The sequence below is a fragment of the Simiaoa sunii genome, from assembly GCF_014337175.1.
In the GTDB taxonomy this organism is placed as follows: Bacteria; Bacillota; Clostridia; order Lachnospirales; family Lachnospiraceae; genus Acetatifactor; species Acetatifactor intestinalis.
In genome coordinates this window covers 263,085-284,890 of sequence record NZ_CP060633.1, presented here as the reverse complement: position 1 = coordinate 284,890, position 21,806 = coordinate 263,085, and the positions used below count along the sequence as shown (strand labels likewise).

Genomic DNA, 21,806 nt, shown 5'->3' with positions numbered 1-21,806 from the left:
TCTTACGATTTCATCAAAATAACGGTTTTTTCTCATGCCCTTCGTGTATTCCCTGTCACTTTTGGCATAAAATCCATTATATGTCGAAATCGGCAAAGCCTCCAATATCCCTCTCTGCCAATCATACAAATCATATATAAATATAAGACCGTCCTTCTCGCAGGACCGCCTGTATTTATCTAAAATTAAATTAAATCAATGTCCTCCAGCATATCCGCAAATACTCCGGATACCGCTTCCAGTTCTTCATCATCGGAGACTACATCATAAATGCTCTCTTCTTCACCATCCTGAGACATATCCTTCAGGATCAGGGCATCTCCGTCTCCCTCTTCTACATCGGTTACCAGGATGTAATTGTGTCCACCGATCCTGGTCTGTTCCAGTACATAAAATTCTACAGGTTCTTCGCCCTCCGGGCGAAATGTGATCTTTTCCAATTTACTCATTCTGATTCCTTTTTCTTCTCATTGTTCCTGCGATCCAGATATCCCTGCAGGATCAGGGTTGCTGCGATCATATCCACGTAATCCTTGCGGTTCTCGCGACGGATCCCCGCTTCCATCATTGCCTTGTCCGCAGCTACGGTAGTCAGTCTCTCATCCCAGAAGTACACGGGCAGACCAGTCCTGCGTTCCAGCTTCTCCTTGAACTCTTTGGTCAGTTCCACACGGACACCCTCAGTATCGTTCATGTTCTTGGGAAGTCCCAGCACAATCTCGTCCACTTCGTTCTCGACGATCAGTTCCTCGATCCGGGCCAGCGTCTGTCGTAATTTATTTTCTTCTTTGCGGCGAATGATCTCTACTCCCTGCGCAGTTAAGAGCAGACTGTCGCTGATCGCCACGCCCACGGTACGTGAGCCGAAATCCAAACCCATGATACGCATGTGGGTCCTCCTGATAGTTGTGATTATTTCCAGTGTTTGGTCCTGATATACTCCGTGAGCAGTTCTTCTACCAATTCATCCCGCTCCACCTTCATGATCAGGCTGCGGGCATTCTTATGGCTGGTAATATAAGTGGGGTCTCCACTCATAATATAACCAACGATCTGATTCACAGGGTTATATCCCTTCTCTGTCAGTGCCTCATATACGGTAGAGAGCACCAGCTTTACGCCGGTCTCAGGTTCTGTCTCTACCTTGAAGTATTGTGTATTTCCTAAGTCCTGCATACGATCCTCTTATTCTGCCTTAATGCAATTTCTGTAACTCTTCAGAGCCCCATTCGCGAAACCGCTGCTGTGCAGCTCTGAATAGTCGCAAATTTTCCGTTATGCCTTATATTACCGCATTTACTTTGAAAATTCAAGGGGTGATAACAACAGAATCTCATCATTTACAAATCCTTCCACCGTGCCGCGCACTACAGTATTGGTCACCGCTTTTTCGCCGTTCTCTGTCAAAGGAACCGCTACCTTCACATAATCTCTTGTATGTCCCAGTAGATATTCCACTCCGTCCAGCTCCTTTATCTCCTCCAGCAGCACCTCCGCTTCCCTGCCCAGATAATGTGCCCGGAATCGCTTCGACTGCTCTTTCTCCATAGCCAGAAGTTCTCCGCTTCTTGTGGTTTTCACGGGATCCGGCACCTGGTGAGACATCACGGCCGCTCTGGTACCTGCCCTCTTGGAATACTTGAAAATATGCATCTCGAAGAATTGAATCCTGTCTAAAAATTCCTTTGTCTGCGTAAACTCTTCCTCGGTCTCCCCGGGGAATCCAACGATGACATCCGTAGTAATGGCAGGATGATCAAACACCTTGCGGAGCAGTGCTACGCTTTCCGCATATTCTTCGGAAGTGTACTTACGGTTCATACGGCGCAGTGTGGCATCACAGCCACTCTGTAAGGACAGATGAAAATGGGGACACAGCTTCGGCAGTTCCGCCATTCTTGCTGCGGTCTCCTCTGTGACGATGCGGGGTTCCAGGGAACCGATGCGGATCCTCTCGATTCCTTCAATATCGTGGATCCGTTCCAGCAGATCGATCAGCTTGCTGCTGCCGGAATAGTCTCTTCTCTCCTCGTCTTCTTTTAATACGGAGACACTTTCTCCCCGCTTCCAGGCTTCCTCGTCGAAATCAATGCCGTAGGAGCTGATATGGATACCTGTCAGTACGATCTCCCGGTAACCGTTCTTCGCCATGCCGGTGATCTCCCGGATGATATCTTCCGCCCTGCGGCTGCGGACTCTGCCCCTGGCATAGGGGATGACACAGTAAGAGCAGAACTGATTGCATCCGTCCTGAATTTTAATATAGGCACGGGTGTGCTCCGCCGTCTGTTTCAGAGTCATTTCTTCGTATTCTGCGGTATGGTTAATATCTATGACAGTAGTGTCATGCAGAGTCTTGTCCACACCATGTCCGGCATTTTCTGCATTCTCCGCCACCGCATCTTCCTGTTCCAGATCCCGTAAATATTCCTCCAGAATGGATGCCAGATCCTTCTTGCGGTTGTTGCCGATCGCCAGATCAATGCAGGGATCCTGCTCCACATCTTCCCTTCCGGTCTGCACATAGCAACCCACTGCCACTACCAGTGCCGCCGGATTTTTCTGCTTCGCACGATGAAGCATCTGTCGGCTTTTCCGGTCTGCAATATTGGTAACTGTGCAGGTATTTACAATGTAAATATCCGCGATTTCATCAAATGGTACAATAGTATAACCTTTTTCTTGTAACATTTGTTGCATTACTTCTATTTCATAGGAATTAACCTTACATCCAAGGTTGTGTAATGCTACACTTTTCATAGGATTCCTCACTTTTTTTGTATTGTTTTCGTCTTGACTTTTGGTCGTTCAGCCATTAATATGAAGTCAGAAGGTATGACACACATTAAGGAGGTAGTCAACATGAAGACAGTTCAGATTTCTTTAAATTCTATTGATAAGGTAAAATCTTTCGTAAACGATATTACTAAGTTCGATTATGATTTCGATCTTGTGTCCGGCAGATACGTAATTGATGCAAAGTCCATCATGGGTATCTTCAGTCTGGATCTTTCCAAGCCTATCGACCTGAACATCCATGCAGAGGATGGCGCTGATGAGGTTCTGGAAGTATTAAAGCCTTATCTGGTATAAGTTACCGATTCGGAAGTCCGAATACATAGTAAAACAGAGAACACCTTGAGAGACGCAATCCTCTTGAGGTGTTTTTTATATGCCATTCCAAAAAAGTAACTATTCAGTACCTCTGTTTCCCCGGTTCTGAATAGTTACTCTGCATTCGCACTTATGCTTCCGCAATAATCAGTTCTTTGGTCTCTAATGCCGTCTTCACCAGTTCGTCGATCTTCTCACCCAGATTGTGTTCATGTCTGCGGATCACCTTTACATTCGGCTTCGTCACGGGATGTTTTGCCACGAAGATGGTACAACAATCTTCATAGGGCAGAATGGAAGTCTCGTAAGTGCCGATCTTCTCGGATACTTCTACAATCTCCTGCTTGTCAAATCCGATCAGAGGACGGTATACCGGTAGTTCACATACTTCATTGGTAGCGATCAGGGAATTCATAGTCTGGGATGCCACCTGTCCGATGCTCTCACCGGTGATCAGGCCCAGACATTCCGTCTCTTTCGCGATCTGTTCCGCGATCCGCATCATATAACGGCGCATGATGATGGTCAGTTCCTCATGCGGACATTTCTCATAGATATATAACTGAATATCGGTAAAGTTGATCACATGCAGGTAGATCGGTCCGGTATAACGGGCAACGATCTTCGCCAGATCCACTACTTTCTGCTTCGCACGCTCGCTGGTGTAAGGCGGTGCATGGAAATATACTGCATCGATCTTGACGCCTCTCTTGGCGATCATATAACCGGCTACGGGAGAATCAATACCTCCGGAGAGGAGCAGCATTCCCTTGCCGCCGGTACCTACGGGCATTCCTCCGGGACCGGGCAGGATCACGGAATAGATATAGATTTCTTCACGGATCTCAATGTTCAGCATGATATCGGGATGATGTACATCCACCTTCATATTGGGATAAGCCTTCAGGATAGCTTCTCCCATATCCATGTTGATAGTCATGGAATCCTTGGGGTAATTTTTCCGGGCACGTCTCGCTGCCACCTTGAACGTCTGGTTACAGTCCGGATATACCTTTGCAATGTAGTCGATCACGGTCTCACACAGCTTCTCGAAGCCCTCATCCTGTACGTGCACCACCGGACAGATCCCGGAAATGCCGAAGACTCTCTGCAGGTGCGCTACCACTTCATCATAGTCGAATTCCGACTCTGCATCCACGAAAATACGTCCCTGCGTCTTGTGCACCAGGAATTCTCCTTCACATTTTTTCAATGCGTATTTGATCTGGCGTACCAGAGCATCCTCGAACAAATAACGGTTTTTTCCCTTAATACCGATCTCGGCATATTTTATCAAAAATGATGTAAACACGTTCTTTTCCTTTCTTGTTTTATCTACGGCTATATCTGCGTAACATAGGTACTATATTGTACAATGCCCGTAAGCATACGTCAATCTCTTCTTCCGTGGTAAATACGGAAAAGCTGAATCTTATGGTGGAATCCAGCAGGGATTTGTCGACACCGATGGCTTTCAGTGTAGCGGAAGGCTGCGGTTTGTGTGCGGAGCAGGCACTTCCCGCCGATACATAGATTCCCTTGTCCTCCAGTGCATGCAGGAGCACTTCACTTCTGACGCCGGCAAAAGATACGCTGACAATGTGTGCCGCCGTCCCCTCACCGTACGGTGCATCCGGCAGAAGTCCGTTGACCGTCACCTGATCCAGTTCTCTTACGCCCTCGATAAATCGTCTCTTGCAGGCACAGAGTCTCGCATGATCCTCATCGAAACGACTGTACAGCATTTCCGCTGCTTTTGCCAGTCCTGCAATCCCCGGTACATTTTCCGTACCGGAACGAAGATTCTGCTGCTGTCCGCCTCCGAATACAATGGGTTGGATCTTGACCTTGTCTCCCACATATAAAAGTCCGACACCCTTCGGTCCATGGATCTTGTGTCCGCTGACCGACAATAGGTCGATGTGCATCTTTTTCGGATAGATCCTGGATTTGCCGAATCCCTGTACCGCATCCACATGGAACAGCGTATCCGGGTTCATCTGTTTGATCAGTGCTCCGGCTTCCTCAATAGGCTGCAGGGCACCGATCTCATTATTGGTATGCATAATGGATACCAGAATCGTCTCCGGTGTCATGGCTCTGCGCAGGTCTTCCAGATGAATGCGTCCGCAGGAATCCACCGGCAGATACGTGACACGGTATCCCTGGCTCTCCAGGTAACGCATGGTCTGCAGAATGGCAGGATGTTCGATCTGTGTCGTGATCAGATGGTTGCCCCTGCGGCAATTCGCCAGGGCGCAGCCGATCAATGCCATATTATCAGACTCTGTACCGCCGGAGGTGAACAACAGCTCTCTCTCCTCCACCTTCAGGATCCTTGCCAGAGTCTCCTTGGCATAGCGGAGGTACTTCTCCGCCTCCACTCCCTTCATATGCAGGCTGGAGGGATTTCCGTAATCTTCACACATGATCTTTGTCATCAATTCGGCTACTTCCGGAAAAGTTCTGGTCGTAGCGGAATTGTCCAAATAGACTTCCATTCTCTTCTTCTCCTTGCTATCTATCTGTGTAGCAGCTACTCAAAGTCCATTCGCCGGATCGCTCTTTCAAAACTTTCCGTTTACTCTGAACAGTTACTATATTCTTCTTATGATTAAAATATGCCAAAGGCAGATACTCTGTGCCGCCCATCCGCTAATTTTCCAACTGATACATCAGCCATGCGATAGTCGTAAATCCGGCTGTCTCTGTACGAAGAATCCTCTTACCCAGCGTAATGGGGTGGATTCCGGCCTCTGTGGCGGTCCGGATCTCCTCCGGATCAAAGCCGCCTTCCGGACCGATGAAAATAGCGATCCGCTGACCCGGCTTTACACTTTCGATCAGCTGTTTCGTCTGTTCCATCCCCTCTGCCAGTTCGTAGGGCACCAGCTTCAGATCCATTTCTGATGCCATTTTCACTGCCTGTGCATAGCTCATTACAGGTGCCACCGTCGGGATCACACCCCGTTTGCTCTGCTTGGCGGCTGCTTCCGCAATTCCCTGCCAGCGCTTTATTTTGCTGTCCGCTTTTTTCTCATCCAATTTCACCACGCAGCGTTTCATTGCTACAGGAATCACCTGAAAAGCTCCCAGTTCCACTGCTTTTTGAATAATGAGTTCCATTTTATCCGCCTTGGGCAGCCCCTGGAACAGGTAGATCTTTGCGGGAAGCTCCACACCATCTTCCTTGATAAAACGTAGTTCCAGACGAACACAGTCTTCCTCCAATGCCAGGATCCCGCAACGGTATTCCCTGCCGTCGATTCCGTTGCTGACCGCCACTTCCTCACCGGGACGCATCCGCAGTACATTTTTGATATGATTGACATCGGCTCCCCGGATGATGACGCTTTTTCCCGCCACATCGATCTGCTCCGGTTCTACAAAAAACTGATACATAAACACTCCCGCTTCCGACTTCTAGTTCTTCCTTGCGGTCACACTGACCCATTCTCCCTGATAAGTGACTTCCAGTACTTCCAGGCCTGCTGCCTTCACTGCCTCTACCACAGTCTGCTCCTTGTCATCAATAATTCCGGAGGTAATGTAGATACCGCCCTTTTTCAACTGATGTACGATCACGGGAGTCAGTGGCACCAGCACATCTGCCAGGATATTGGCTACCACGATATCATAGCACTCATACCCCACTTTGTCCTGTACTTCTTTATCGGTGATGATGTTGCCGATCATCATGTCGAACTGTGCCGGATCAATGCCGTTCACATCACAGTTCTGTGCCACAGCTTCCACCGCACAGATATCCAGGTCGGTTCCCACAGCATGTTTTGCACCAAACATCAGAGATAAAATTGCCAGAATACCACTGCCGGTTCCTACGTCCAGAAGCTCCGTCTCTGGGGTAATGAACTTGCGCAGCTGACGGATGCACAGCTGCGTAGTCTCATGCATCCCGGTACCGAACGCCGTGCCGGGATCGATATGGAGCACCATTTTATCGGTATCCTCAGGCTTGATATTTTCCCAGGAAGGGATGACCAGGATGTCATCAATATAGAACTGATGGAAATACTGCTTCCAGTTATTGATCCAGTCAATGTCCTCCGTCTCATCCACGACGACGGAACCTTCTCCAATATCCATAAACTGACGTAAATCTTCCAATTCCTGCTTCACATCGGCAAGCACTGCTTCGGTGGTAGTCTTCTCACCAGCTACTTCCAGACTGCCGTCTTCTTTTTCCTCTACAAAAAAGCTTAAGTATGCAATGCCATCATCCTCCGGTCCGTCCGGCAGGATATCCACGAACATCTGCTCCTTCTCCATCGCAGTCAGAGGCACCTTGTCCTCGATCTGTGCACCCTCCAGTCCCAGATCATACAGGGTACTGATAATAATATCTTCCGCATCTGTCACGGTCTTTATTCTGAATTTCACCCACTTCATATTGTGATTCCTTTCTCGCACTCATTATATCATGATTCGCACCTACGGTGCTTACCGTTGCTTCGCAACGATCATGATCAAATTCGCCGTTCGCCAATTATGCAAGCATATTGGCTCACTTGCGCTCATTATATCATAAGCTCACGAATTCGTGCTTTCGCACTCTACATCCTGCTTCGCAGGATTATTCGTTCGCTAATGAGCCCAGAAAACCAAATGTCTGCTTCGCAGCCGCTTGGTTTTCCTTGAGGCTCATTATATCATCAGCCCTGTCTTTTCCTTGCTCTTCTCGATCCTGTGGTTCAATTTGCGGAATGGCGGTTCCAGTGCCAGTCCCAGTAATAATGCGATGATCAGGAATAGTACCATTTTGCCCACATTGATCCAGTAATCCACACCGTACATTCCTGCAATACATTCTTTAAACGCTTTCATGCCAAACTGGAACGGCAGGAAAGGATAGATCCACTGAAACACCTTCGGCAGCGCCTCAATGGGGAAGGTTCCTCCGCTTCCCGCTACCTGAATGACCATGACCACGATGGCCAGTGCTTCTCCCACATTGCCGAAAGCAAACGTCACGGAATACATGAAACAGCTGAACGCCGCACTTGCCACAGCTGCTGCCAGCCAATATAGAAATTTATGCTGGCACTGGATCTCAATGTAGTAGAGATTGCCCAGGATCGTCAGCAGTGTCTGTGCCTGTCCGATAAGGAAAAACAGCAGATATCTGCCAAAGTATCTTTCATATTCTTTGTAATGATCTCCGGGATCAATGGGTTTCACACCCACATGGATGATAGCCACTAAAAACAGTGCTCCCACCCAGATCGCCAGGATCGTGTAAAACGGCGATGCCGCGGAGCCGTAGTGCTCCACCGGATAGACCGGTACCGTCTGAAGCTTCACCGGTGATGATACGAATTCCGCCACGGAAGTCGGATCGCTGGCCATGGCTTTCAGAATATCTTCATAAGAATCCGCCCCGGTGATCCGTTTTATATTATCCGCTATTTTACTTACCTTGTCCAGCAGTTCCTGTGCAATTGTCAGGGAATCCTGCAGGCTTAAATTGCCTTCCCGGATGGTCTGCTCATATTCTCCCAGAATATCTGAGATCTCATCCATATTCACATCCGTTCCGTTCATCATAGCCGCGGCATTTAAAAATGCCTGCTGCATGGATTTCCCGGTATTCCGGAAAGAAGGTCTGACATTATTATTGTAATCATTCATCAGGTTGTTCAGCTGCTTATTGCAGATCTGAATCTGTTCCCGGATCTGTGCCCGCAGCGTATTCACATCCGTGTCGACCTGACCCTTGCTGTTCTGCAGCTGTTTTAAATCCGCCTCGATATTTTTCAGAGACTGGTTGATCGCCTGAATCTGCGCATCCTGTCCGGTGACCAGGCTTCCCAGCACATCCATGTTGGCCTGCATTCCCTGTACCAGACCGATCGCCATTCCCAGTCCGGTATCGGTAGTACTTCCGATATTGTTACTGCCCATCTGATCCAGCAACCCATCCGAGAACACAGACAGATATTGCAACGCTTCCGTCACCATGTCCATACTGCTGCTCACCATATCCCCCATAACATCCACTGCATCTACGCTGGAATTGATCATGGTCTGCATACCGATCATGGTATTTCGTCCGTTCTCCAGTATATTGTCCATATCCGGAAGCATATTCCGGCTGGTGGCCATGATCATCTCCGCAGAACTCATAATACTCTGGAAGGACTGCAGCATTACCACATAATCCTGCAGCTGTGCCTGTACGGAATCCAGTGAACCTGTCACACTGGCCTGTCCGCTTGCATTCGCCATGGACAGTCCATTTCCGGCTTTCATGACAGCTTCTGCCACGGTGCTGACAAATGTGGCATTCACCTGCTCCTGCACGGCATTTTTCGCTTTTCCGGTAATCTTGGGTGCGATACCGTTCTTTTTCTCGTTTTCATAATAGTAAATGGTAGGATGATCCACTTCTCCGTCCAGGAATCCCAACATCTCCTGTGTGAAGTTCTCCGGAATGATCAATGCCGCATAGTAATCACTGTTCTTAACTCCTTCCAGGGCTTCTTCGGTAGTCCCCGGGAATACCCACCCGATGGTGGTATTGGCCCCCAAAGCCTCCAGCACACTGTCTCCTACATTCAGGGAAAGTCCCATGATCTCCGCTCCGGCATCATCGGAAGCCACCGCCACCTTCAGCTGACTGGTAGCTGCAGGTTCATAGGGATCCCAGTTGGAGAAAATATTGAACCATGCATACAGTGCCGGGAGAATACTCAGTCCCATAATAATAACAACTGCCACCACATTATTGCTGATCCGACGGATGTCGGTGGTAAATATTTTCCAGATGTTACGCATATTACTCGCCTTCCTCCCCGTCTTCTGTTTCTTTTATTTCTTCTGCTTCGTCTTTTTTCTCTGTCACTTCTGCCTGTGTCTCCGCCGGGGAGTTCAGTCCCTCACCGATCATTTCCCGGGTCTTGCGGATGATCTGTGCCGCTCTGTCAAAATCCGCAGGGGTTACTGCTTCGATCGTTCCCTCTTCCCCCTTTAGTTCCATGATCTTTTCCTGCAAGTTATGATCCATATATTCCACAACGATCAGATAGATCGACAGGGCGAACAGTGACACGATCCACAGGATCAGGAAGATCACTTTATTGCTGCCGGTCAGGAACAACAATGCCAGGAAAAACAGGGGCACGATCCAGATGCACTTCAGACCGATCTTGATTCTTTTTCTGTTTTTTTCATGAAGGGTCTGCTCATAGTCCAACACCTTCTGAAAAATCTCTTCGTAGTCTCTTTCCATGAAATTTCCTTTCTGTCTTACTTTCTGTCTTATTTTCTGCCTTACTTTCTGCCTATTCGGTACTTCATTCGCAAAACCGCTCCTGCGGAGCTTTCCTTTTGCAATGTTTACATGGCTCCGAATAGGCATCACATGAGTTCCGTGTCTTCCATTCTCTCTTCCACAAAGTGATTCAGTTTGACGAAAGGGATCCGGATCACCAGGCCGATCAGCAGGCCCTCCAGCATAAACAGGATCAGCTTTGCCAATGCTTCCATATAGGCCGTTCCGTACATTCCCGCCAGCGCCTCACGCATTGCCGTAATGGCATAGGGGAATGGGAAAAAGATATATATTTTCTGATAAGTATCCGGCAGCAGTTCAATCGGGAACGTACCGCTGGATCCCGCGATCTGCAATACCATGACAATGACGCAGACAGCCTTACCCACATCTCCGAATGCCAGTGTCAGCGAATAGATCAACAGGGAAAATGCAGTTGCCGTAAAGCTTGCCGCCAGGAAAAACAATGCCGGCTCCACAATATTGACCTTCAGCAGCCACAGATCTCCCGCTACGATAATGGCTGCCTGAATCTGTGCCAGCAGGAAAAACAGCAGATATCTGCCGAAATACAACTGATAACTCTGTGCATTTTCCAATCCTTTCGGAGAGGCTTTTACTTTCACCAGTGCCACCAGTATCGTAGACCCTACCCAGATGGCCAGTGTAGAATAAAACGGAGTCATAGCGGATCCGTAGGTGGCCACAGGATATATGGCAACAGTCTCCATGGTCACCGGAGATGCAAAATAAGCTCCCAGGCTATCCGGGTCACCGCCCAGGAAACGCACCAGAATATCCATCATTTCTTCTTCGGAAGCACCTTCCAGCTGTTCCGTCAGGTCTGTCAGTTTGTCGCTGATGCTGTCTACCACGCTCTGAATCTGGCCAAGGCTTTCACTGGTGCCGTCCACTGCGTCGCCTACGCCTTCCATGACCACACCCACATTTTTCACCGTGTTACTCAGAGTATTTACCAGTCCGGTCACCTGATTCAGGGAATCTGTCATATTGGTCAGTACTCTCTGCATCTGCGGTACCAGGTTATTTTTATAAATGCCCTGCATATTGCTTACATTATTTTCGCAGCTGTCGATAACGCTCTTCAGGTTATTCATGGCATTGTTGACATTGACTTTTGCCTTCTCCGCCGCCTGCTCATCCGTAGCTTCCAGCACACTGCCCACCACGGTGTTCATCATATCCAGTTCCTTCTGCATTGCCTTCAGTGCCTCAATGGCCGCGTCAGAAGCCGCACTTCCTCCATTGCCGCCGGCACCTGCGTTGCCTCCGGAGACAGAAGCATCCCCTCCGGAGACGCTGCCCTGTAATTTCTGCTGCAACAGTACTGCCAACAGATCATTCACCTGTCCGTTCAGGGTATTGGTATCCCTCGCCACTTTGTTCAGATCTTTGGTCATCTGCGCTGTATCATCCGCCAGTTTACTGGCATCCAGCGTCTTTTTCATATTTTCCAGGGAATTGTTGATATTTGCCATGGAAGTATCAATATTATTGCTGAAATCAGCCAGCGTGTCCCGGGTCGAAGACAGATTCTGACTGCTCTGGTTCAGGCTGGCAGTCGTCGCATCCAGTTTCTTCTGCATTGCCGGGATTTCATAATTTACATGGGTGATCGCAGCTTCCAGTCGGGTATTTCCCGCGCGGAAGGAATCGATCATCGCGCTGTATTCTTTCAGATTGTCGTTTAGTTCCGCGAGATCTGCACGGAATTCATCCACGTAACTGCCGCCCTGCACCTGCGCCGATACGGAATTGCTCTCTTCAAAAATGGTAGTGGCTGCCACTTTAATAAATGTCTCGTTAATGGTATTCTGCAGCGTTCCCGCTACCGTATCCGTGATCTTCGTAGCAATGGCATTGCTCTTTTGATTCTGATAATAGATCAGCGCCGGATTCTCGAAATCATCCGAAAATGCATTATACATGCTGTATGTAAACTTATCGGTGATCACAATAGCAGCATAATATTTTCCTGACTCCACACCCTCTTTTGCTTCTTCCTCTGTGTCCGGAAAAATCCATTTTACGCTGGTATTAGAATGCAGACTCTCCAGAACGGATTCTCCCATATTTACCACGGAACCGTCCTTTAACGTATAGTCCTGATCCAATGACACCACTGCTACGGGAATCCCGCCGGTATTGGCATAAGGATCCCAGTTGGCAAAAATATTAAACCAGGCATACAGTGATGGGATCACGCACAACCCAATAATTATGATCAGTGCAAAAGGCTGCTTCACTAATTGTTTGACATCTTTTGTGAAAATTTTCCAAATATTTTTCATCCGACTTCTATAGACTCCTCATGTGTATCTGTATTATATTACTGATTCATGCGCTGTTCAGCTTCGCATACCCCCAGCAACAGAAAAAAGAAAGGGGTATTCAATACCTGCTGAAAGCTGATCAGGGAATGCATTCCATAAGTAAAAAGCAACATGATCGCCATGGAATTTCTGCGGTATTTCCGCAATGCGGTAAGAAATACGGCTGCATAAGCAGCAGTTCCCAGTACCCCCAGGTTGATCAACGTGGTAAGCCATTCATTGTGTGCATTCGTAAAAATCGAACCGGCAAAATAGCCTTTGTCAAATAGTACCGTGCCTCCCGGTAACACCTGTTCCAAATAAGCTGCAAAGCAATCCGGTCCGACCCCCAGCAGCTTATGCTTAAGATCGCCACGGCAGAAACCCTGCCATGCCATCTGCCATAACATTCCCCGGCGATTGCCCCACTCCGCAAAATCGCTGCCCTGCAGTTTCAAAATATACCATATTATCACACCCGCAGCCAACAACAGACTGCCGCACAGTGCTCCGATCTGTAGCGCCCTCTTTTTCTTTTCCGGAAGAGCATAATGTATCCCACAGAATAACAGACACACTACTGCAAGCAGAAACCATCCCTGCCATACTGCCATTTTTCTTGCAATACCATCCTGTAATAAAATATCATAGGTTCCCCGGGATTGCATCACCTTTCCCCACAATAACATTCCAACGCAGGCTCCGGACAACAGGACAAGCAACGGCTCCCAAAGTCCATTTTTTTTACGACTGCTCCAAAAACATATCCACAGTGTTACACATACCACCATCACACCGCCGTCACTTCCCTGTAAAAACAACATCATCACCACAAGGACATTACCGCCTCCAAGCAAAATGGAAGCAGCTCTTCTCCCCTCTTCCGCAGCCTTACAAAAAAGTGACAGTGACAGAGGAAGCATCACACTGTAATACCCGCTGAGCCAGTTATTATTTCCCAAAGTACTGAGCATATGTGTATATTCCCAGTCCCCTACCACATAGCCCTTCAGCAGTCCCAGAGGATCATAACCCAATTTTTGGAACAATCCTATGAGTGCCACTATGACAGACGCTGCTTCTCCCAGATATAAAATCCGGATGCATTGTCCGCTGTAATCCGCTGCCATCAGAAATCCGCCTACCATCAGGCAGATGGTGACAGCGCCCATGTACCATTCCCGTTCTCCGGCCCAGGCGGTCCTTCCGTAAGAACTACAAATGGCAGACAATAATGCGCAAAATCCATATAAGCAGACGGCCGTCACAACACTATGCTCTCTGCACCATCTGATTATTTTTCCCCCGGTTTTTCTCATATACATACCGGAACTACTGCTGTTTTCCATCCGGCAGCTTCTTACCACAGCGATGATCTGTACCGCCAGACAAATCCCCATACAGATCAGAGAGATATTGCGATATAAATAATATTTGCTATCGCCCAATTTGTCATATCCATTTCCGGGAATATAGTACAGCGGCAACACGACCAGAACGGCAGCCATATAGATCTGACATACTGTTTTCAGAAATTCCTCTCGCCGATTCTCCATTCCTGCCCGTCTCCTTTGTGCCACAGCCTGTATAACTACTTGAATTGTAAGCGTTTCTCCCCCTTCTGTCAAACCGTTTACTATTTACAAAATTGTAAAATTGTATATTAAATTGAGAGTTAGTGAAGAAATGCTATCAAATCCCCGTAGCCCTTGGCAGGGTATAAGAAACGCGGCACGCTCGCGCTCTGTCGCAGAGCGTAGCGGTACATAAGCGGTCACAATACGACCGCAATGCGTCCCTTAGGACGCTATGGTACCGACGTCTGCTTACGGCACTGCTTATTCTTATACCCAGCCGGGGCTACTGGTTTTTTGAAAGCTTTCCAAAACGCAGAACTCCCGGCGTATGCAATGCCATGTCGAAGATGTTTGTCGGAGGATGTTGATATTTTCTAGAAAAGTGCTGAAAGACAGGGGGAAAGCGGACACGATGTCCGCGTCAGCCGATTGTCGACATGGATGTCGACTGTAGGCGGCCCCGTCATGCCGAGAACTACTCATCACTTTTCGTAGAAAATTCACATCCGGAGACCTTACATCGAGACATGTGTATCGCATGCTCCGAGAGTTCGTGGATTTTGCCAATGTATTCAACTAACTCTCAAGTTAGTTTGGTGTAAAAACTCTAAAAACAATGAATTCCGTACAAAAAAATCCCCAAATCCGGAATTTTTGTACGGAATTTCTTCATTTTGCACGCTCAGCGAAAATAACAGCTTTTTGCATGGTAAAATCTCGTATTTTTGTATTTTTTTAGTAAAAAATAGGATTTTAAATACAGAGTTCTCCGCAATGAGCCACGCTATTCATAAGATTGTCAGCAAAAGGCGCTACCAATCTTATTTCCAAAACTTCTTTTTCTTGCCATCCTTGGAGTCTTTCTCCTTAGATCCGTTTTCTCCTGCTTCGGTTGCATTTTTCACTGCATTCAGGGAATCTCCGGTCAGTGCATCGAACTGCTTCAGCAGTTCCTTTGCCTCCGGTTTTAATTTATCGGGTGTCTGTACCACCAGTGTTACATAGTGGTCACCGCGGACATCCTTATTTCTCCAGGAAGGAACACCCTTGCCGCGCAGACGGATCTTGGTATCTGTCTGCGTTCCTGCCTTCACATCATAGACCACCTTACCGTCTACGGTGTCGATCAGTACTTCCCCGCCCAGTGCAGCCACTGCAAAAGAGATGGGAACGGTAGAGAAGATATCGAATTCCTGTCTTTGGAAGATCGGATGACGACCGACAATTACCTCTACCAGCACATCGCCTCTGGGGCCGCCGTTAACACCCGGCTCACCCAGTCCCGGCATACGGGTGGACTGTCCGTTGTCAATACCTGCAGGAATATCTACTGCATAACGCTTCTTCATCGGAATGTATCCGGTACCACGACAATCCGGACACTTCTCCCTGATCACCTTACCGGTTCCCTGACAGTCAGGACAGGTCTGTACATTACGTACCGTACCAAAGAATGACTGCTGGGTAAATACAACCTGACCCTTACCACCGCACTTGGTACAGGTCTCGGGGCTGGTACCCGGCTTTGCGCCGGAGCCGTTACAGGTCTTACAGGTCTCTTTTACCGTCAGGTCAATTTCTTTCTTGCAACCAAAAACAGCTTCTTCAAATGTAATATGCACGCTGGTGCGGATATTGGCGCCCTTCATAGGTCCGTTATTTCTGGCGCTTCTGCTTCTTCCGCCACCAAAAATATCTCCGAAAATATCTCCGAAGATGTCTCCGAAGTCTGCACCGTTAAAGTCAAATCCACCGGCTCCGCCTGCACCACCGTCAAATGCCGCATGACCATACTGATCATACTGGCGTCTCTTCTCGGGATCACTCAGCACGGCATAAGCCTCGGAAGCTTCTTTAAACTTCTGTTCTGCCTCCTTGTCTCCGGGGTTCATGTCGGGATGGTATTTTTTCGCCAGTACACGGTATGCTTTTTTGATTGCAGCATCATCTGCATTCTTATCTACACCGAGGACCTCGTAATAGTCTCTCTTTTGCTCTGCCATTTCTGCACCTCTATCACATAAATCTTAAGACGGTTATGCACAGGGCACGCTTTCGCATACCCTGTGCCGTCTGTTATCACAATCACTGTTACACAGCATTTACTGTTATACCACGGATTGCTCTGTTTGTGAAGTTATTTATACTTCTCTGAAATCTCCGTCGATGACATCATCATCTGCGGTGGAACCTGCATCGCTGCCGCCGGCCTGTGCATTCATGTCAGGACCTGCGCCCTGAGCACCCTGCTGTGCCTGTGCAGCCTGCTCATACATCTTGGTGAATACGGACTGTGCACTCTGGGTCAGTTTCTCTTTTGCAGCCTTCAATTCATCTACATCGCTGTCGCTCATTTCCTGATCCTTGGTTCTCTCCAGGATTGCCTTAACAGCTTCCAGATCAGCCTGTACCTGAGTCTTGTCGCTCTCGGGTACCTTGTCACCTACTTCGTTCAGAGCCTTCTCGGTCTGGAATACGAAAGAGTCTGCTTCGTTTCTTGCCTCGATAGCTTCCTTACGCTTCTTATCCTGTGCTTCGAATTCAGCTGCTTCCTTGACAGCCTTCTCGATATCGGAATCGGACATGTTGGAGCCAGCGGTAATGGTGATGTGCTGCTCCTTGCCGGTACCCAGGTCCTTAGCGGATACATTTACGATACCGTTGGCATCGATATCAAAGGTAACCTCGATCTGAGGGATTCCTCTGGGAGCGGGAGCAATACCGTCCAGACGGAACTGTCCGAGGGACTTATTATCCTTGGCGAACTGACGCTCACCCTGTACTACGTTGATATCTACTGCGGTCTGATTATCAGCAGCGGTAGAGAAGATCTGGCTCTTCTTGGTAGGAATGGTTGTATTTCTCTCGATCAGTCTGGTAGCAACACCACCCATGGTCTCGATGGACAGAGACAGAGGAGTTACATCCAGTAACAGAATATCACCGGCACCTGCATCACCGGCAAGTTTACCACCCTGGATAGAAGCACCGATTGCTACGCACTCATCAGGATTCAGAGACTTGCTGGGCTCTTTACCGGTCAATGCTCTTACCTTATCCTGTACAGCAGGGATACGTGTGGAACCACCTACTAACAGTACCTGACCCAGATCAGAATAATTCAGGCCTGCATCCTTCATAGCGTTCTGTACGGGGATAGCGGTCTTGTCAACCAGATCTCTGGTCAGTTCATCGAACTTAGCACGGGTTAAGTTCATATCAAAGTGCTTAGGTCCTTCTGCGGTTGCGGTAATGAAAGGCAGATTGATGTTGGTGGTCATTGCACTGGACAGCTCTTTCTTAGCCTTCTCAGCTGCTTCCTTCAGTCTCTGCATAGCCATCTTATCACCGGACAGATCTACGCCTTCTGCCTTCTTGAATTCATCCAGCATCCACTGAATGATCTTGTTATCGAAATCATCACCGCCAAGGTGTGTATCACCGTTGGTAGCCAGTACTTCGATGACACCGTCACCGATCTCGATGATAGATACATCGAAGGTACCACCACCAAGGTCGTATACCATGATCTTCTGCTCTTTTTCATTGTCCAGACCATAAGCAAGTGCTGCTGCGGTAGGCTCGTTGATGATACGCTTTACATCCAGACCTGCGATCTTACCGGCATCCTTGGTAGCCTGACGCTGAGCATCATTGAAATATGCGGGAACTGTGATAACTGCCTCGGTAACCTTCTCACCCAGATAGCTCTCTGCATCTGCTTTCAGCTTCTGCAGGATCATTGCGGAGATCTGCTGAGGAGAGTACTTTTTGCCGTCGATGGTACGGCCACGATCGGTACCCATATCTCTCTTAATAGAAGAGATGGTCTTCTCTGCGTTAGTAACTGCCTGACGCTTTGCAGGCTCACCGACCAGTCTCTCACCGGTCTTGGTAAATGCTACAACAGAGGGTGTGGTTCTTGCGCCTTCTGTATTTGCGATAACAGTGGGTTTACCACCTTCCATAACAGCTACACAGCTGTTGGTTGTACCTAAGTCAATACCAATAATCTTACTCATAATATTTTCCTCCTGTTTTTACTCTCTGTTTTCATTTTATAGTTTCTATTTTCAAAAATATGTGATAATCAAATTATTGAACAACGCCTACCATGCTGTGTCTTACGACCATGTCATGATATGTGTAGCCCTTCTGAAGTTCCTGGGCTACCACACCGGATTCATACTCATCGCTCTCCACCTGCATCACTGCGTTGTGAAGGTTCGGGTCGAATTCCTGTCCGACTGCCTCGATGGGTTTTACACCGATATTCTCAAGCTCTGTCATCAGCTGTTTGTAGATACGGTTCATACCGTCTACAAAAGGATCTTCTTTGGATTCCTCGGGAACCGTTGCCAGACCTCTTTCAAAATTATCTACTACCGGAAGGATCTTCTCGATCACACTCTTGGCACCGGTATCAAACATCGCCTGTTTCTCTTTATCGGTTCTCTTACGGAAGTTCTCGAACTCTGCCATCTGACGCTTTACTCTGTCTTCCAGCTGATCGATCTTCTCCTTGTAGGAATCTTCCTTTTTGTTCAGCTTTGCCTGCTTCTTTGCTGCCTTTTTGTCTTCCTTGCTCACAGGTTCCTCATCTTCTGTCTCTTCTTCCTTCAGTTCTTCGGCATCCGAAAGATCCTGTTCCATTTCTTCCTCTAATATTTCTTTTTCCTGATCTGCCATTTTTACTTTCCTTTCTGGAATCTGTCTATTCTTTGCGGTAAAGGTCATCCAACTGGTTCTGCACCGTCCGCAGCGTTCCGATGACCTTGTCATAATCCATTCTCTTGGGACCTATGATTCCTATGGTTCCCTTCATGCCTTCGCCTAATTCATAAGTAGCGGTCACAACACTGCAGTCCTTCATGCCCTGCACCGGTGTCTCGTCTCCGATGTACACCTGGATACCTGTGCTGCCCTCGTCTGCCAGGGATTCCTGGATCAGACCGCCTAACTGCTGCTTCTCCTCGAAAGCATTGATCAGTTCACTTGCCTTGGACTGATCTGCCAGCTCCGGATACCGGAAAATGTTGTTCGCGCCGCTGGTGTAGATCTCCAGATCTTCGTCTGCCTTGATGGCATCTGCCACGGCATCGATCACCTCACTGACGATCTCACTGTGGATTCCGGCCTGCTGTTTCATCGCTGCGATCATTCCCAAATTAATCTCCTCCATGGACAAACCATTGAGGTGTGTGTTCAGCAGGATATTCAGCTTCAAAAGCGTCTCATCATCCAGTTCCCGATCCACTGCCAGGATATTGTTCTTGATCACATTGCCTTCGGCAACGATGACTGCCAAAATCTGTCCGGCATCTACCCGGGACAGCTGGATGAACTTCACCTTGTTATGATGTACCTGCGGAGCACTGATCATGGTGGCATACTGTGTGTTCTGAGCCAGGGTCTTGACTACCTGTTTTAACAGGTTCTCCAGCTTATCCTGTCTCTCTAAGAGCATATCCTTCATCTCATTGACTTCCTGCTCTCTGGTCGCCATCATGGTATCCACATAGAAGCGATATCCCTTATCGGAAGGAATTCTTCCTGCGGAAGTGTGGGGCTGTATAATATAACCCATCTCCTCCAGATCTGACATCTCATTCCGAATGGTTGCCGAACTTAGATTCAGATCCGTATATTTCGAAATGGTCCTGCTGCCTACCGGCTCTCCCGTTTCCAAGTAGTTCCGGATAATGGCTTGCAATATAATTCTTTTTCTGTCATCCAATTGCATTCCATCACTCCCTTTGGGATTGTTAGCACTCGTCTAAAAGGAGTGCTAACATCTTCTTACCCTAAAATATCACTACAGGATATTATTGTCAACTGATTTTCCCGAAAATAATTCTAAACAAACTATTAAAAAAAACTATTCTGAGTCCCATTCGCGAAATCGCCTCTTCGGACTTTTCCGAATAGTTTCCATACAAAGACAGGACCGGCACTATTCCAGTACCAGTCCTGTCTCTAAATACACGGGAAGTGCCCGTACATATACCATTTCTATTGTGCCTCCGATAATGATCAGGAAGCATACCGCAATGCCTGCATTTACCAGCCATCTCGGAAAAGTCCTGCCTCTGAAGCTGATTTCCGAAAGCTTCTGAATCCCTTTTGTCATGTAATACATTAGCGGGATCAATGCCGGGAGCAGGTAACGTCCCTGGTTCTGATAATCTGTGGTATATGCATAATAAATTGTCAGAAAAACCGGCATGAAAATGCAATACAACATATTGATATGAAAGAACCATTCTCTTCCGGATATTTTACGCCGCTTTTTATAACGGATCAGATACAGAAGCGCTCCCACAATGCCTGCTGCAAAAAATACTTTATATGCCCGGTACAGCCAGATGGAGCCATATATGGACATGGAACCGAATGCTCCCACAAAGCTGTGGAACAGTCCGGACAAGGTATATCGTTCCCGGAACATTTCGAATACTGTATATCCCATGGAGTGATAGGTCTGCATCGTCAGAGGATTCACACTCTCTATCGCATACTGTATTGCCATTTTTTCCCGGGTGTCAAGTCCTAACAGATCTCCGTCCAGTACTATATAACTACGAATGAACCACCATCCGATTCCTATCAGGACCACCGCCGCAATAAAGCAGCCATATTTTAACATCTTCTTCCAGTCATAAGAATAACCGCCACTCTCCTTTTTCTGTAAAAAGAACATTACAAACAGTAAAATGCAGCTTACGATATATCCATAAGCATTATAATAAGAAAGTGCGCATAAAATAATACCTCCGCTCATCCACAGACTGTTCCGGACGTTGATGCCGTCCCTGTAGACACAGACCAGCGCATATACCATCATCGCCGTGGACAGCATGCAGCAGGAATCCGTATTCACATAAGTATGCATAAACAGTCCTTCCGGCAGATAGGTCACCGCGAAGCAGAACAGCCAGCGGAATCTGTCATCCTGAAATACTCTCTTCCCGATAAAGTATACAACAACTGCCATCAGCAGTCCGAAAGTCACATTCACCAGGCGTGCCGTGTATAGCAACGCGATCTCGGATTCCGTGAACAGGCTGACAAAACGCATGATATACCCCTGTACAATATAAGGAAACACGTTATACAACGCATAAGAAAATCCATACGCCGGAATCCGCACTTCTTCCTCCAGTCCCGTGGGGATTCTGCCGTATCTGCAGATAAACTGCGGGATCAGATATCTCGCATGCTCATCGGGCGGGTTGCCGAACAGGGGCGGTGTATTGGCCAGGGGCTGCAACAGGGCGATGGTAAGCGCCAGTGCCAGAAAACCCAGCAGATATAATGTGAGAATAATCTTTTCTGATTTTTTCTGCATTCTGTCATCCTTTAACATTTTGATCCTGATCATACATATGATGATACAAAGACCCCAAAGCGATGATTCAACTTTGGGGCCTGGTGAACTATTCAGACCCTATTCGCAAAACCGCACCTTCGGTGCTTTCCTTTTGCTCATAG

Annotated in this window: 18 protein-coding genes; 1 reads left to right on the top strand and 17 read right to left on the bottom strand. The window is 47.8% G+C overall.

What is annotated here, in order from left to right:
• Window positions 1-185: 185 nt before the first annotated feature.
• From H9Q77_RS01390 to H9Q77_RS01375, 4 genes are all read right to left on the bottom strand, one after another.
• Window positions 186-440 (bottom strand): DUF1292 domain-containing protein, encoded by a 255-nt coding sequence (locus tag H9Q77_RS01390; RefSeq protein WP_118551822.1) that lies wholly within the window; start codon window positions 438-440, stop codon window positions 186-188.
• 5 nt (window positions 441-445) lie between these two features.
• Window positions 446-889, bottom strand: a complete 444-nt coding sequence (gene ruvX, locus H9Q77_RS01385; RefSeq protein WP_022152844.1) for a Holliday junction resolvase RuvX — start codon at window positions 887-889, stop codon at window positions 446-448.
• A 23-nt stretch (window positions 890-912) separates the two neighbouring features.
• Window positions 913-1,176, bottom strand: coding sequence for an IreB family regulatory phosphoprotein (locus H9Q77_RS01380; protein WP_022152845.1), 264 nt, complete (start codon window positions 1,174-1,176; stop codon window positions 913-915).
• A gap of 120 nt (window positions 1,177-1,296) precedes the next feature.
• Entirely contained in the window at window positions 1,297-2,760 is a 1,464-nt protein-coding gene (locus tag H9Q77_RS01375) for a MiaB/RimO family radical SAM methylthiotransferase (protein WP_249326378.1), read from the bottom strand.
• A gap of 102 nt (window positions 2,761-2,862) precedes the next feature.
• Here H9Q77_RS01375 and H9Q77_RS01370 point away from each other — a divergent pair, with 102 nt between their 5' ends.
• The gene (locus tag H9Q77_RS01370) at window positions 2,863-3,093 is read left to right on the top strand and encodes an HPr family phosphocarrier protein (protein WP_022152847.1); all 231 of its coding nucleotides are present in this window, start codon (window positions 2,863-2,865) and stop codon (window positions 3,091-3,093) included.
• A 151-nt stretch (window positions 3,094-3,244) separates the two neighbouring features.
• Here the strand turns inward: H9Q77_RS01370 and thiI are convergent, their stop codons facing one another.
• The 13 genes from thiI to H9Q77_RS01305 all read right to left on the bottom strand — a co-directional run bounded on the left by thiI (window position 3,245) and on the right by H9Q77_RS01305 (window position 21,663).
• Window positions 3,245-4,426 (bottom strand): tRNA uracil 4-sulfurtransferase ThiI, encoded by a 1,182-nt coding sequence (gene thiI, locus H9Q77_RS01365; protein WP_249326377.1) that lies wholly within the window; start codon window positions 4,424-4,426, stop codon window positions 3,245-3,247.
• A gap of 19 nt (window positions 4,427-4,445) precedes the next feature.
• Window positions 4,446-5,615: a cysteine desulfurase family protein gene (locus tag H9Q77_RS01360; RefSeq protein WP_249326376.1), complete on the bottom strand. Its 1,170-nt coding sequence runs from the start codon at window positions 5,613-5,615 to the stop codon at window positions 4,446-4,448.
• Window positions 5,616-5,769: 154 nt separating this feature from the next.
• Window positions 5,770-6,516, bottom strand: a complete 747-nt coding sequence (locus tag H9Q77_RS01355) for a 16S rRNA (uracil(1498)-N(3))-methyltransferase (protein ID WP_249326375.1) — start codon at window positions 6,514-6,516, stop codon at window positions 5,770-5,772.
• Window positions 6,517-6,537: 21 nt separating this feature from the next.
• Window positions 6,538-7,524, bottom strand: a complete 987-nt coding sequence (gene prmA, locus H9Q77_RS01350) for a 50S ribosomal protein L11 methyltransferase (protein WP_118551758.1) — start codon at window positions 7,522-7,524, stop codon at window positions 6,538-6,540.
• Window positions 7,525-7,779: 255 nt separating this feature from the next.
• Window positions 7,780-9,909: a YhgE/Pip domain-containing protein gene (locus tag H9Q77_RS01345; protein WP_249326374.1), complete on the bottom strand. Its 2,130-nt coding sequence runs from the start codon at window positions 9,907-9,909 to the stop codon at window positions 7,780-7,782.
• A 1-nt stretch (window position 9,910) separates the two neighbouring features.
• Complete coding sequence (locus H9Q77_RS01340; RefSeq protein ID WP_249326373.1) at window positions 9,911-10,363, bottom strand: hypothetical protein; 453 nt, start codon at window positions 10,361-10,363, stop codon at window positions 9,911-9,913.
• A gap of 128 nt (window positions 10,364-10,491) precedes the next feature.
• On the bottom strand, window positions 10,492-12,717 hold the full coding sequence (locus H9Q77_RS01335; RefSeq protein ID WP_249326372.1) for a YhgE/Pip domain-containing protein: 2,226 nt from the start codon (window positions 12,715-12,717) through the stop codon (window positions 10,492-10,494).
• Window positions 12,718-12,755: 38 nt separating this feature from the next.
• Window positions 12,756-14,294 (bottom strand): O-antigen ligase family protein, encoded by a 1,539-nt coding sequence (locus tag H9Q77_RS01330; RefSeq protein ID WP_249326371.1) that lies wholly within the window; start codon window positions 14,292-14,294, stop codon window positions 12,756-12,758.
• Between the two features lie 842 nt (window positions 14,295-15,136).
• Window positions 15,137-16,318, bottom strand: a complete 1,182-nt coding sequence (gene dnaJ / locus H9Q77_RS01325) for a molecular chaperone DnaJ (protein WP_249326370.1) — start codon at window positions 16,316-16,318, stop codon at window positions 15,137-15,139.
• A 138-nt stretch (window positions 16,319-16,456) separates the two neighbouring features.
• The gene (gene dnaK, locus H9Q77_RS01320; RefSeq protein WP_118548032.1) at window positions 16,457-18,337 is read right to left on the bottom strand and encodes a molecular chaperone DnaK; all 1,881 of its coding nucleotides are present in this window, start codon (window positions 18,335-18,337) and stop codon (window positions 16,457-16,459) included.
• Window positions 18,338-18,410: 73 nt separating this feature from the next.
• Window positions 18,411-19,004, bottom strand: a complete 594-nt coding sequence (gene grpE / locus H9Q77_RS01315) for a nucleotide exchange factor GrpE (protein ID WP_022154983.1) — start codon at window positions 19,002-19,004, stop codon at window positions 18,411-18,413.
• 25 nt (window positions 19,005-19,029) lie between these two features.
• Complete coding sequence (hrcA, locus tag H9Q77_RS01310) at window positions 19,030-20,058, bottom strand: heat-inducible transcriptional repressor HrcA (RefSeq protein WP_022154984.1); 1,029 nt, start codon at window positions 20,056-20,058, stop codon at window positions 19,030-19,032.
• A gap of 210 nt (window positions 20,059-20,268) precedes the next feature.
• Window positions 20,269-21,663: a DUF2142 domain-containing protein gene (locus H9Q77_RS01305; protein ID WP_249326369.1), complete on the bottom strand. Its 1,395-nt coding sequence runs from the start codon at window positions 21,661-21,663 to the stop codon at window positions 20,269-20,271.
• Window positions 21,664-21,806: the final 143 nt, after the last annotated feature.